Genomic DNA, 12,916 nt, shown 5'->3' with positions numbered 1-12,916 from the left:
GGCCGTCCTCCTGCGGCTCGCCGGCACGTGGCTCGCCACCCACGACGACGATCCCGGTGAGCTCGTTCAGTCCTCCAGCCCCGCGTACTCCAGGTCCAGCAGCCGCTGGATGCGGCGCCGGGTGCCGTCGGTGATCTCGCCCGCCTCGAAGAGCCGAGTCAGCTCGGCCGCTTCCACGTCGATCAGCTCCCGCCGCAGGGCGCGGTAGTCGATCCCGCGCACCCAGTCCGCCGCCTCCTCGCCGGTGTCGCCGCGGATGTGCTCGAGCCGGGCCTGCCAGCCCGCCCGCAGCTGGTCGACCACGAACGGCGGCGCCGACTCGGTCTCCGCCAGGTGGTCCAGGTGGCTCAGCCCGGCTTCGGCGAGTTTCCGGCGCGCGGTGCCGTATTCGGTGCGCAGGTCGGCGGGGTCGAGCGCGATACCGGCCCGGCGGACCAGCGGCGCCAGCGTGAAGCCCTGGACCACCAGTGTCAGCACGATCACCGCTGTCGTCAGCAACAGGACGAGGTCCCGCGCCGGTAACGCTGATCCGTCCAAAGTGTCCACCGGCAGCGACAGCGCCGCCGCCAGCGGAACCACGCCCCGCGCGCCCGCCCACGAAACGACCGCGGGTACCTGCCAGGAGATCCGGCCCTCCACCCGCCGCTGTCGCAGCGCCGAGAGCACGAACACCAGCAGCAGCCGCGCGAGCACCAGCGTCGCCGCGATGGCCAGCGCCTGCAGCAACCACCACGGCCCGCCGCCGGCGACCCGCCGCACCAGCGCCGGCAACTGCAGCCCGATCAGGCCGAACACAACGCTCTCCAGCAGGAACACCACGGTCTGGTACACCGCACCGACCTGCAGCCGGATCCGCGCCGTCGTCAGCCGCTCCGCCTGGGTCCCGAGGATCACGCTCGCCACCACGACCGCCGTCACGCCCGACCCGCCGAACGACTCCGCCACGACGTACCCCGCATACGGCGTGACGAGGGAGATCACCGTCTCCAGCACCGGATCTTCGGTACGCCGCCGGATCACGAACGCGCCGAGCGCCGTCAGCACCCCGACCGCCACCCCACCGCCCGCGAGCATCCCGAACTCCGCGAGCGTCCGCCCCCAGGACGCGGCCCCGCCGGCGACGGCCAGGAACAGCGCCACCCGGAACAGCAGCAGGCTGGTGGCGTCGTTGAACAGGCTCTCCGCCTGGATCAGCGCCTGCACCCGCGGCGGCAACGCCAGCCGCCGCGCCAAGGCCGTCACCGCGACCGGGTCCGTGCTCGCCAGCACCGCACCCAGCACGAACGCCATCCCCACCGGCAACGGCGTCACCGCGACCGCGATCCCGATCACCGCCGCGGCCGACAGCAGCACCAGCCCCACCGACAGCACCGCAACCGGCCGCCCCACCGCCCGCAGGTCGCGCCACGGCAGCTCCTCCCCCGCCGCGAACAGCAGCGGCGGGAGCACGACCAGGCTGATCACCTCCGGCGTCACCTGCACGACCGGGACACCGGGCAGCAACCCGACCACGACTCCGACGACGACCAGCAGCGACGGCGCGGGCACCCGCAGCCGCCGGGCGAACGTGGCCACCACGGTCGCCACGACCACCAGGAACAGGACGGTTTCGACCCCGCGCATCAGCCGGTCCTTCCGATCCGAAATCCGGATGCCGACCAGACTTCCCGGCGCGCCGCGCTCAGCCTACGCGACGCGCCCGCGGACGACCCGCCACCGGCCTGAGGCGGTGACGGTCGAGCCGATCCTGCTGCCGCGGGTGGCCTACCGCGGCCGGGAGATCACCGGCCCCCGCCCGCTTCGACCGGCAGCAGGCCGATCCAGGCCGAGCCGACGGAGGAAGCACGGCCGAAGGTCGATCGACGGCCCTCGTGCTCAATCCAGCACCGTCAGGTCACTCCGGATCGCCGGCCGCCACGGCAGAATCCCTTGATACGGCAGCACTTCCCGCCCGGGAAGCACCACGCCCGCCCAGTCGCGCGGGCCGCCGTCGTAGACGGACACCGAAATCCGGCGGCCGATCAGGGACGGGTCGCTGCCCGTCGTCACCGTTGCGGTGGCGATCACCGCCGGGCCGCTCGCGTCGAGTTCCGTGACCGTCGCGGCGAACGTCGTTGCCGCCCCGCCGTTGACGGTGATCGTGCCGGTCGCCGCCGACGGTGGGGCTCCGGCGGGTGCTTGCGCGTTCACCGTGATCGTGCGGTCACCCAGCTCGAGGGTGCCCGCGACGTGGCGTTCGGGCAGGCCCGCCCGGCTGCCGGGAGCGCCGCCGTGCGGGCCGGGCACCGGTGTGCGGACGGTGAGCGTGCTCTCGTCGAGCGCGAAGAACGGCACGTGCGCCTGCCCCGGGGCGACCGGCTCGCCGGCGAAACCCCAGACGAAACCGACGCGGTCGCCGTCGGGGCGGTCGGCGACGCTCAGCGCGACCGGGGTGCCGATCATCGGAAGATCCGGGTTGTCCGGGTTGTCCTTCCAGGTGACGACGCCGTTGAGCACGGCGACCGAGCCGGCCGCCGTCAGCGTGTCGACGGTGCCGCCGAACGCCGCGTGGAGCGTCCCGTCCGGCCGGGTGTGCACCGCCTGCCACCGCCCGGTGGCGTTTCGGGGGTTCCCGGGCCGCGGTGTCGCGCGGGCGTCCAGGCCGAGGGTGATCGGGTCGCCTGCCCACATCGGGAACCGGTCCCCCGGCAGCAGCCCGCGCCCGGAACCGCTGACGCTGACCGTCGTGGCCGGATCGGCCACGGCCGCGGCGGTGCCGACCGGCAGCGGCAGCGTGGCGGCGAGCCCGACAGCGAGCGCACGCAGACGTGATCGAGTGGTCATCGTGGATTTCCCCAGAGTCGTCGACGGAGTGGTAACACCGTTATAAGACGCCGGAGTTGAAAGTTCTGACCGGTTTTCTCAGCCAGCCGCCTACGCTCGGTCAAGCCGGGCGCAGGGGGACCCACGAGCCGCCGATGCGCAGGTCCGCGCGGGCGGCGTCGACGAAACCCGCGATCGCCTGGTCCAGCCGCCCCTGGCCGGCCTCCTCCTCCGCGCGGTACTTCTCGTCGACCCGGCCACCGAAACCCGGTCGGCTCCCCGCGTGGATCTGCCGGACGATTTCGACGCGGGCGTGCACCGCGGCGAGCACCCGCTCGAGGGTGGCGTTGAGCTCCCTGTCGCAGAAGAACGCCAGCTGCAGCACCGCTTCTTCGACGGTCTCCGCCACCGAGGACGGATCGACCGCGTCGCGCCCCCGCCAGACCGGCAGGCACCGGAGCCGGTGTGCCGCGGCCACGACCATGGGGAACAGCTGGCTCTTGCGCTGCAACACGACGTACCGGTCGGCGTCGTCGATCGCGTCCGCGCCGTCGATGCGTGCGGTCGCGATGACGTCGACCTGCGCCTGAGCGAGGTCGTGGCCGGAAGACTCGTTCACCGTCGATCTCCTTTCACCGGGCCGGAATTCGAGACACTGCGTCGGGGCACGGAGGGCGGGCACCCGCGCGCAGAACGCCCGGCGAGCACGCGCAAAAGCGCCCGCAGGGCCCGCCGGACGCCCTTCGGGGCCATCGCCGCCGGAGAAGTGCCGGGGGCATCCGGGGGCAGGCGCACCCGCAGGACACCGGGCAGGACGCCGATCCGCAACGGCGACGGGAGGCGCTGGGGTTCGCCGTCCACGGCCACGTCGATGAGCGGGTCCGCCGACTCCACCGCGAACTCCGGCGTGCTCCAGGCCCGGTAACCGGGGAACCGGGCGATGTCGCCGCACAACTCGGCCGCGACCAGCTCCGGCACGTCCCGCACCCGGCCGACCGCGACCGTGACGATCCCGAGGACACCCAGGTCGAGCCGTTCGCGGCGGCCGAGGCCGGTCAACCGCTCGAGCCGGTAGGGGCCGTTGGACACGAGCACGATGTCCGCGGCCGCCGCGGGATCGCCGTCCGGGCCGGGAAACCTCAGCGGGCGGCGGGCGTCCGGGCCGAACAGGTCGGGCAGGCAGCCGGCGATCGTGGCGGCCTTGGCCTCCCGGTAGCCGGGTGCCCGGACCAGGGCGGCGTACGCCCCGAGCGAAACGTTGTTGACGAACACCCGGCCCCCGGCCACGCCGAGATCGACCCGCCGCTCGACAGCCTCGCCGAAGGCGGCCAGCGCCTCGGCCGGTGCGTCCCGGTCCAGGCCGAGGTCGCGCGCGAAGTGGTTGCGCGTTCCCGCCGGAACGCAGACGAAGGGCAGGTCGTGCCGGCGGGCCACGTCGGCGACCACGGCCTGGCTGCCGTCGCCGCCGGCCATCCCGAGCATGTCCGCGCCGTCGGCCACCGCCTGCTCCGCGAGTTCACGCAGGTCGTCGTCGACGTGCAGCTCGATCGGCCGGATCCCGAGCGCCCGGGCCCGCTCACCGAGCCGGGACGCGGTGGCCACGCCGTGGCCGGACAGCGGGTTGAGCAGCAGGACGCCCGCCGACGCCGGCTCCGCGCGGCGGATCCGGGGCGTGCGCGCCAGATCGTGGCCGAGAGCGGTCCTGGCCGCCGCGAACGACAGCGCGACCAGCCCCGCGGCCGTCGCCAGCAGAGCGTAGGCGTGCAGGCCGGGCAGCAGCCCCAGCAGGACCGCGGCGGCGATTCCGGCCGTCGCCGCGGCCGCCCGCGCGAAGCCACGGCGCACCAGCGCGGCCCACCCGGCACCGAGGACGCTCCCGAGCAGGAGCACCGCGAGCACCAGCTGCAGCGGGTGCCGGATCAGCGCGCCCAGGACCACGACCAACGACGCCGCCGATGCCGCCAACGAGATCGCCGCGGCCACCTGCCGGGTGACCGTCGGCCGCCCGTCCGCTCGCTTCGCCATCGCCACACCTCCGCGGCCGACCCTGCGGTCCGGGCGGCCCCGGGTCGTCACCCGTCGCGGGTGACCCTGCGCCGCGCACCGTCGTGGCCCGGCCCGAGGGCCACCCGATGCCGGACGGGCTCGCACGATCCGGGTGAGGCGCCCGCCTCGCCCGGACCGCCGACGGCAGCAGGAGGACGTCCATGACCGCCTTCGCGCTGCGCCTGATCGTGGCGGCCGTCGAATGCCACAGCCTGCCGGCGTCGGCAGGGCTCGGTCATGACCGGGCCGGCCCCTACGCCGGGTTCTCCGCGACGGCGAGGTAGTCGGTGTAGATCTGCGGCGAACCGGAGAACGAGGCCAGCTGCTTCCACTCCTCGTACATCTGCTTGGTGTCGCGGTGGGCGGCCGCGAACTCCGCGGCTTCGCCGGTGGCGATGTCGGGCTCGGGGTAGAAGACGTCCAGCGCGTCCAGGCTCGCGATCTCCATCATCATCACGTACTGGTCGAGGCGGTTGCCCCGCTCGCCCTTGAGCACGTGGAACCGCCAGTCCGGGTAGTCGTCGATCCGGTGGTGGTTCTCGGCGATGAACCGGTCGAACACCTCCTCGGTGACCCCGGCGCGCAACGCCAGGTTGTGGATCCCGATGACCCGGGCGACCGGCTCCTCCCCCTGGCGGTCGCGGTAGCGGGGGCCGGGCGTGACCGTGCTCCGCGGGTTGTCGGCCAGCAGCCGGTAGTCGGTGAACAAGGTCGGCAGCTCGGCGAACGTGCCCAGCCGCCGCCACCGCGCCAGCACCTCCTCCGCCTCCGGGTGCTCCGCCCAGAACCGCCGGGCCTGCTCGGTCTGCTCACCCCGGGCCGTGACGTACCGGTCGCGCTGCTCGGCGTTCTCGATCTCGTACAGCATCAGGTACTGCCCGGTGCGCTCGCCGCGCAACCCGCGCAGCAGAGTCCACCGCCACCCCGGGTACACGGGCAGGTGGACGCCTTCGGCGCGCACGAAGGTCTCGAACTCTTCCGGTGTGACACCCGCCTCGGTGTCGATGGCGATGTACTGGAAGGTGAACACCGACGAGCGCCCCATTACGCGTCCAATCCTCGAGCCGGAAAGGGATCGCGCGTCCGGCAAGCACGACTCCCCGCACCCCATCCTGCCCGCTCCGGAGCGGCGGGGCCACGCGCCGCACAGTCCACTCGGGCCTGATCCTTACGAAAGAAGAACACGCGCGCCGACCGGCCGCCCGGTGGAATAGCGCGGGTGCGGCGCACGTCTTTACGTCTGCACGTCCAGGTGCGTTTCACCTGGTGCCCCAGCTTCGCGCCGGAAGGCGGGAAAGGGAGAGCTGTGCCTCAGCAGGCCAAGTTCCACAAGAATCCGGAAGCCGTGTCGCGGCTGGATCCGGAACAGTACCGCGTGACCCAGCAGGACGGCACCGAGCGTCCGTTCGCGAACGCGTACTGGGACAACCACGAGCCGGGCATCTACGTCGACGTCGTCTCCGGCGAGCCGCTGTTCGCCTCGGTCGACAAGTACGACAGCCGGTCCGGGTGGCCCAGCTTCACCAAGCCGATCGTCAAGTCGAACGTCGTCGAGCGGGAAGACTTCAGCCACGGCATGATCCGGGCCGAGGTCCGCTCGCTGCACGGGGACAGCCACCTCGGCCACGTGTTCAACGACGGCCCGCTCGACAAGGGCGGCATGCGCTACTGCATCAACTCCGCGTCGTTGCGGTTCATCCACCTCGACGACCTGGAAGACGCGGGCTACGGCGACTACCGCACCCTGTTCACCAGCAGCCGATGAGGACCCCGGCGCGCGAACCCCGGTTCGCGCGCCGGCACGGACGAGGAGAGCCCATGCCGGACACGATCTCGGCCCCGGTGGAGATCATCGCGCTGCTGGTCTCGCCCGTGCACGCCTTCGAAGGCCGTCCCGCGGACGGCCCGAGGCCCGACCCCGAACCCGTCGGGCGCGACGAGGTGACCGTGCGCGCCGGGCTCGGGCTCGTCGGTGACCGGTACTTCAACCGGCCCGCCCACCGCCGGGCCGCCGTCACCCTCTTCGCCGCCGAGGCACTCGACGTGCTCGCCCGCGACCTCGGCCTCGCCGCCGTGCCGGACCCGCACCTGCCGCGACGCAACATCGTCGTGCGCGGCTTTCCCGTCGACGAGCTGGCCGCACCGCGCGGCGGGACCGGAGCCGTCTTCGGCCTCGACTCCGGTGCGGGTGAGGTCCGGTTCCAGGCCTACCGCCCGGCCCACCCGTGCGCCTGGATGGACGTGGTGCTGGCCCCCGGCGCATTCCGTGGGCTCCGCGGCCACGGCGGCGTCCGCTGCGCTCCGCTCGACGACGGGGTCCTGCGGCTCGGTCCCGCAACCCTCACCGTGGTGCACTCCCCTACCGCCTGACGCGGCTCCCACCGCGACTAGGGCCTGTCCTCAAAGCCAGAGGAGCAGTGTGGCCAGGTCGATCATGCTCCGGTAGGAGGTGGCGGTCTTGTCGAAGCGGGTGGCGATGGCGCGGAATTGCTTGAGTCGGTTGAAGCAGCGTTCGACGATGTTGCGGCGCCGGTAGGCAGTGCGGTCGAAGGCCGGTGGACGACCACCCGCCCGACCCCGTCGCCGCCGGTTGGCCTGCTGGTCACGGCGTTCGGGAATGGTCGCCGGGATGCGCCGCCGACGCAGATATGAGCGGATGGCTCGGCTGGAGTAGCCCTTGTCGGCCAGGACCCGGCTCGGCCGGGTCGCCGGCCGGCCAGGACCTGGCCGGCGGAACTCGATGCCCGCCATGACCTGGATGAACTGGGTGCAGTCGTTGACGTTGCCGCCGGTCAGCACGATCGACAGCGGTCGGCCGTGGCCGTCGCAGGCGAGATGAATCTTGGTCGTGGGTCCACCCCGGGACCGGCCGATGGCATGATCACCTGGCTCGTTATGCCCGCCGCAGGATCCGCTCGCCCCCTGTGTGCGACGCGGTGGCACGGCGGGCGCCGGCGGCGTGCTGATGCGCGCGCACGATGCTGGAGTCGACCGACACCTCGCGGTCAAGTTCGTCGATCGCCTCGGCGATCACGCGGACCTGTGCCACCAGCGCGGACAGGGTACCGGTGCGTGACCAGCGCCAGAACCGGTTGTAGACCGTCTTCCACGGCCCATACCGCTCCGGCAGGTCACGCCATGCAACTCCAGTCTTGGCCTTGAACAACATCCCGTTGATCACCCGACGGTCATCCACCCGCGGGCGTCCCTTCGCACCCGACACCGGCAGCAACGGCTGGATCACCTGCCACTGCTCATCGGTCAGCTCATGCCTGCGCACCACAACTCAAGATCGAAGCAGATCAACCACCACCGCTTTGAGGACAGGCCCTAGGGCCGGTACACGGCGTCCTTGCCGTACAGCGGCTTGGTGAAGCTGGAGATGTAGGTGTGTGAGTCGCCGGCGCCGAGGTTGTACGTCAGGTACACGCCGTAGCCCTCGTTCACGGTCCGCTGGGCAAAACCGGCCGCGGTGCTGGTGGACGTCGCCCCGATCCGGACCGCCGCGGGGGAAAGGCCGGATTTGGGGAGGGCGATGTTCGGTACGCCCCAGGTGCCGTAGTACGGGTTCCAGGCGTAGTTGAACTTCGACGTGATGTCGGTGCCGCCGTAGGACAACCTCGACGCGGCCGGGCCGATGTTATACAGCGAGATCAGCTTGGTGGGCATCGCCGCGCGCAGGGCCGTGACGAGGTGGACGAACGAGCTGGCGTTGGGCTGGCCCGTGCCGTTGTTGCCGTATTCGGCGTACTCGTCGTCGAAGTCGATGCCGTCGAGCCCGTACTTGGTCACGGTGTCGGACAGCTGTTTGGCGAAGGCCGCGGCCGCTTGCTGGGACGGGAAGTTCGCGAAGCCGGCGCCCTGGTGGTTGCCGAGGATCGACAGCATGACCTTGATGCCCTTGGCCTGCAGCGGGCGGACCTGGGTGCTCACGTTGTCGAGGACGCTCTGCACGTTCGGGTTGAAGTACAGGTACGCCGACTTCGCCGCGGTGTCGTAGTTGATGTTGGCGGCGAAGATCACGCCGATGTCGAACACGTTGCCGCCGTCCTGGGCGAGTGCGTACTTGCCCACGTTCAGCATGCTGTTGCTGTTCACCTCGACGTAGGCCACGGTGATCGGCCCGCTCTTGCGCGGCGCGGCGGACGTGCTCGCCGCGCCCGTGCCCGTCGTCGTGGCCGCCAAGAGGGCGGCCCCTGCCAGCAACGCGGTGATCCGGCCCAGTTTGACCACGGTGATCAACTCCTGACGAGTGGTTTGAACCACTGCCCATGTATGTGCTTTTCCGGCACCTTGTCAAGAGCGGTGATCAAGCAACGCGGCCGGTAGCTCGATCGGCCCACGCCGTTCGTCGGACGCGACGCCCACCGCCTCCGCAGTCACCGGGGATGGTCACTAACGGACTATCGGGGCGGCCGATCAGGTGGCAACCATCGATGGACTGTCGACGGATTGTCGACGGGGTTTGCGACTGTGGCGTCCAGCTTCCCCCGTGTGGACGCACGGGGGGTCGATCGGCTGGGGGATCCACGCATGACAGCGTTCGCGGATCGCGCACTGCGCGAATTGAGCGATCCTGCCGCACTCGGTGCGTTGCTGCTGCCGGACGGCGACGCCGGCCGGGTCAGGACGATGCTCGCGGCGACCTACGACCTGTCGGCGGCACGCATCGACCAGGTCACCGCCGTGCACGTGCGGACCGTGAGCCTGCAGCGGCCGCTGTTCCCGGTCGGCAGGCAGGACGGTTCGTGGTCCCGGCTCGTGCCCTCCTTCACCCGCGGCGAGTTCACGCTCACCCGCCCGGCGCCGGCCGATCCACTGTGGATCGACCTGCTGGCGGGGATCGACGTCACCGTGGTCACCGAGGTGGACCCCAGCGGCGCGGAATCCGTGCTGTCCCGAGCTTTCGACAGCTTCACCACGCTGGACGAGTTCCGCGCGCGGTTCACCTTCTTCGACCTCGACGCGTTCCTCGCCGAGCACCGCATCAGCACCGTCGAGGAGCTGCGGGACGCGTTCGACTACGTGGTGACCGAGATCCGGCTGCGCAGGCCGGGGACCTTCGACGCGGACGACCCCGCGAACCGGCACACGCTGCCGGTCACGGTGGCCGCCGTGATCGCCGACCCGTTCGACCTCGCGGCCGGGCTGCGGGCCACGCGGCTGGTGCGGGAAGCCGCGAAGGGGTTCACGGGCCCGGCGCCCGGCGGTCTCCCGGTCGAAGCGACCGAGGCCTACGCGACGGCCGTCGTCGTCGCGGCGGACGGGCTGCCCGGCGGGCTCACCGCGACCGACGTCGAGCAGCTCTACGGCAAAGAGGGCGTCGTCAGCCTCTTTGTGCCCACAACATGAGGAGGATCTGATGGCAGTTCGGTATGTCCGGGTCGACCCGATCGTCAACCTGTTCGCGCCCGCGACCCGCGCGTTCGGCACCATCGCGGTGGTGGGGCGGACGTCGTCCACGGCCGCCGTGATCGCGAAGCCGGTGTTGTTCACCAATCCCGACGACGCGAAGGACGCCTTCCCCGGCGAGCTGGGCACCGCGATCGAGCTCGCGTTCCTGCAGACTCCCGGCCCGGAATTGGTCTTCGGCGTGCCGGTGGCCTCCACCGCACCCGACTGGGCGGCCGGGCTCGACGCCGTCGCCGCGCTGAACGTCCAGCTCGTCCTGCTGGCGAACGTTCCGGTCACCGACACCACCAAGGCCGACGGCGGGCCGATCCACCTGCTCTCCGACCACGTCACCTCGGTGTCGAACACCGGCGCCGACGGCTCGGAGCGCATGGGCGTGGCGATGCTGGAGAAGGGCGAGACCGATCCGGGGGTCATCCTGCCGAACGAGCGGATGGTCTACATCGCCCACAACAGCACCCAGGACGCGGCGGCCGCGGTCGCCGGCACCATCGCCGGCTACGAGCCCTCGGTGTCGCTGCTGCTCAAGCCGGTGAACATCACCAGCCCGCCGTTCAGACCCGCGGACATCGAGACCCTCAACGGCCCGCAGCCGGAAACCGCCAAGACCGGCCCGACCGGGGCCGGCGTCAACTGGCTGACCACCCCGGCGCTCATCCCCGGCAACGGCGTGTTCATGGGCGAGGGCTACACGGGCGACTCGAGCCACGGCAAGAAGTACATCGACGTCGTCCGGTTCACCGACGACGTGGCGTTCCAGCTCAAGGCCCGGCTGATCAACTCCATCGGCAACGTCCGGATCACCCGGTCCGGCCTGCGCACGCTGATCGCCCAGCTGGAGGCGGTCCTCACCCCGCTGCTCGAGGCGGACGTGCTCACCGGCTTCGAGGTCGTCGTCCCGCTGCTGGCCCTGCTCGACAAGGACCCGGCGACGCGGACCGCCGAAGAGACCCAGCGGATCCACGACGCCGAAGTGGCGCGGCTGGTGCAGGTACTGGCCGCGCTGCAGTACGCCGGCGCCGTGCACCGCATCTCGATCAGCCTGAAGTTCGACTAGGAGGAAATCCGATGGCCGACTGGAACACGCGGCTCGAGGTCAAGCTCGGCGACGCGACGATCACGCCGATCTCGACCTTCACGCCGACGTTCAACGTGCCGCACACCGTGCTGCACAGCATCGAGGCGGACAACACCGGCTTCGTCCGCCAGCCCTTCACCTTCACCTTCACCATGGGCGTGCCCGCGGTGGCGGCCGCGGTCGCCGACCTGACCGAACTCGCCACGAGCGGCACCGAGTTCCAGGTCGTGGTGGCCGAGAAGAAGGGCGATGACTGGGCGTTCGACTCGATCAAGTTCGCCCGGTGCGTCGTCACCTCGGCCAACCCGAGCAACGTCGTGATCGACGGTGTCCCGCAGGCGTCCTTCACCTGCATGGCGCTGACCGTCGGCCTGGAGGCGTGAGCCGTGCCGGACGAGGGGGAAGACGGTGTCGAAAGCGTGGTGATGCCGGGGTTCGCGACCGGCGGCCGGGTCGAACGCACCGGGATCGCGCTGGTGCACGAGGGCGAATACATCGTGCCGCAGCCGGGCAGCGAGGCGGCGATCTCGCCGTGGCCGGAGGGCGGCGGAGTCGTCAACTACTACTTCCCCGTCCGGATCGAGGTGGTCGGGGCGTTGCCCGACGCCGAGGTCCGGCGCGTGGCCGAGCACGTGTTCGGTGAACTCGACCGCGAACTGAACACCCGCATCTGACCGGAGAACGCCGTGACCGCACCCAACAAACCGGTTCTCGTCGGCACAGTCGCACTGCGACACGTGCAGAGCCTGACCGTGACCGAGGGCTACCGCGTCGAGCGGATCATGGGCAGCCGGCTCGTGCAGGCCACGCAGCCGACGAACCAGACGATCGTGATCGAGGCCGTGCTGATCGGCGACGACCGGCTGGACCAGCGGCGGGAGCTGGAGCGCGTCGCCCTCGTCTCCCGGCTGCTGGTGGCCAACGCGCCCACCGGGCAGACCGCGGTCGGGATCGCCGTGGTGGCCGGGCTGACCACCACGCTGAACATGCAGGTGACTTCGTTGCGGTTCACGCAGAGCGTGGCCAAGAAGGAGGCACTCGACGTCTCGATCACGCTCGTGCAGGTCCTTCCCGCCGGGCAGGCCGCGACGCCGAGCGATGCGACGAAAGGGCGTCTCGCGAGCGCCACGGCGGCCGTGCCGAGCGCACCGCCGCCCAACCCCATCGCCCGGGTCCCGGGTGATCCGCTGTGACCGAGGAGTCAGGACATGAGCTTCCGGCGGCTGCCGATCAACCCGGCGGACGGGTTTCCGCAGGCCTTCCGGCTGACCGTGGCCGGCCGGACCTACCGGTTCCGGCTGTACGCCAACATCGCGGAGGAACAGCTCGAAAACACGACGGGGCTGCTCGAACTGCCGGCCGACGGAGCGTTCCTGGTGCTGTCGGTGGACCGCGAGGAGCCCGCCGGGCCGACCACGATCCTGCGGCGGAAGCTGGTGCCCGGGATCACCTACCACGCCGGCGAACTGGCGTTGACGTTCCCCACGATGCAGCTGGATCCCCGCAACCTCAACGGTGTCGGCGAGTTCGGCTCGCAGGTCGTCGGCGGGGTGGCGGCGCGGTGAGACGGGAGGGGAG

Annotated in this window: 14 protein-coding genes and 1 pseudogene; 8 read left to right on the top strand and 7 right to left on the bottom strand. The window is 71.3% G+C overall.

Annotated elements, in window-relative coordinates; all coding sequences use genetic code 11:
* Positions 1 to 66: 66 nt before the first annotated feature.
* The 5 genes from HUT10_RS46655 to HUT10_RS46635 form a co-directional block, all read right to left on the bottom strand.
* Positions 67 to 1,623 (bottom strand): Na+/H+ antiporter, encoded by a 1,557-nt coding sequence (locus HUT10_RS46655; RefSeq protein ID WP_176177069.1) that lies wholly within the window; start codon positions 1,621 to 1,623, stop codon positions 67 to 69.
* Between the two features lie 252 nt (positions 1,624 to 1,875).
* On the bottom strand, positions 1,876 to 2,823 hold the full coding sequence (locus HUT10_RS46650; RefSeq protein WP_176177068.1) for a hypothetical protein: 948 nt from the start codon (positions 2,821 to 2,823) through the stop codon (positions 1,876 to 1,878).
* 100 nt (positions 2,824 to 2,923) lie between these two features.
* Entirely contained in the window at positions 2,924 to 3,421 is a 498-nt protein-coding gene (locus HUT10_RS46645; protein WP_254897342.1) for a hypothetical protein, read from the bottom strand.
* Entirely contained in the window at positions 3,418 to 4,827 is a 1,410-nt protein-coding gene (locus tag HUT10_RS46640) for a diacylglycerol kinase family protein (protein ID WP_176177067.1), read from the bottom strand. The genes HUT10_RS46645 and HUT10_RS46640 overlap by 4 nt, the downstream gene beginning before the upstream one ends.
* Positions 4,828 to 5,101: 274 nt before the next feature.
* Positions 5,102 to 5,893: a hypothetical protein gene (locus tag HUT10_RS46635; RefSeq protein ID WP_176177066.1), complete on the bottom strand. Its 792-nt coding sequence runs from the start codon at positions 5,891 to 5,893 to the stop codon at positions 5,102 to 5,104.
* A 261-nt stretch (positions 5,894 to 6,154) separates the two neighbouring features.
* Here HUT10_RS46635 and msrB point away from each other — a divergent pair, with 261 nt between their 5' ends.
* Positions 6,155 to 6,613, top strand: coding sequence for a peptide-methionine (R)-S-oxide reductase MsrB (gene msrB / locus HUT10_RS46630; protein WP_217709711.1), 459 nt, complete (start codon positions 6,155 to 6,157; stop codon positions 6,611 to 6,613).
* Positions 6,614 to 6,666: 53 nt separating this feature from the next.
* The gene (locus tag HUT10_RS46625; RefSeq protein ID WP_176177065.1) at positions 6,667 to 7,218 is read left to right on the top strand and encodes an MOSC domain-containing protein; all 552 of its coding nucleotides are present in this window, start codon (positions 6,667 to 6,669) and stop codon (positions 7,216 to 7,218) included.
* Between the two features lie 30 nt (positions 7,219 to 7,248).
* Here HUT10_RS46625 and HUT10_RS46620 read toward each other — a convergent pair.
* Together HUT10_RS46620 and HUT10_RS46615 are read right to left on the bottom strand one after the other, a co-directional pair.
* Positions 7,249 to 8,128, bottom strand: a pseudogene (locus tag HUT10_RS46620) (IS5 family transposase).
* A 50-nt stretch (positions 8,129 to 8,178) separates the two neighbouring features.
* A complete protein-coding gene (locus HUT10_RS46615; protein ID WP_176177064.1) occupies positions 8,179 to 9,081 on the bottom strand; it encodes an endo-beta-N-acetylglucosaminidase H in 903 nt (300 codons plus the stop codon).
* Positions 9,082 to 9,381: 300 nt separating this feature from the next.
* Between HUT10_RS46615 and HUT10_RS46610 the strand changes: the two genes are divergently transcribed.
* The 6 genes from HUT10_RS46610 (at position 9,382) to HUT10_RS46585 (ending at position 12,903) form a co-directional block, all read left to right on the top strand.
* On the top strand, positions 9,382 to 10,200 hold the full coding sequence (locus HUT10_RS46610; RefSeq protein ID WP_176177063.1) for a hypothetical protein: 819 nt from the start codon (positions 9,382 to 9,384) through the stop codon (positions 10,198 to 10,200).
* A 10-nt stretch (positions 10,201 to 10,210) separates the two neighbouring features.
* A complete protein-coding gene (locus HUT10_RS46605) occupies positions 10,211 to 11,317 on the top strand; it encodes a hypothetical protein (protein WP_254897341.1) in 1,107 nt (368 codons plus the stop codon).
* An 11-nt stretch (positions 11,318 to 11,328) separates the two neighbouring features.
* Positions 11,329 to 11,721 carry a hypothetical protein gene (locus HUT10_RS46600; protein WP_176177062.1) on the top strand — a complete coding sequence of 131 codons (393 nt, stop codon included), beginning with the start codon at positions 11,329 to 11,331 and terminating at the stop codon, positions 11,719 to 11,721.
* Positions 11,722 to 11,724: 3 nt separating this feature from the next.
* On the top strand, positions 11,725 to 12,012 hold the full coding sequence (locus HUT10_RS46595) for a hypothetical protein (RefSeq protein ID WP_176177061.1): 288 nt from the start codon (positions 11,725 to 11,727) through the stop codon (positions 12,010 to 12,012).
* A 63-nt stretch (positions 12,013 to 12,075) separates the two neighbouring features.
* The gene (locus HUT10_RS46590; RefSeq protein ID WP_217709710.1) at positions 12,076 to 12,531 is read left to right on the top strand and encodes a hypothetical protein; all 456 of its coding nucleotides are present in this window, start codon (positions 12,076 to 12,078) and stop codon (positions 12,529 to 12,531) included.
* A 15-nt stretch (positions 12,532 to 12,546) separates the two neighbouring features.
* Positions 12,547 to 12,903 carry a hypothetical protein gene (locus tag HUT10_RS46585; RefSeq protein ID WP_176177059.1) on the top strand — a complete coding sequence of 119 codons (357 nt, stop codon included), beginning with the start codon at positions 12,547 to 12,549 and terminating at the stop codon, positions 12,901 to 12,903.
* Positions 12,904 to 12,916 lie beyond the last annotated feature (13 nt).

This window comes from Amycolatopsis sp. Hca4 (genome assembly GCF_013364075.1).
GTDB lineage: Bacteria > Actinomycetota > Actinomycetes > Mycobacteriales > Pseudonocardiaceae > Amycolatopsis.
Note: the sequence above shows the minus strand (reverse complement) of the source record. Positions and strands in the feature narration are given on the sequence as shown.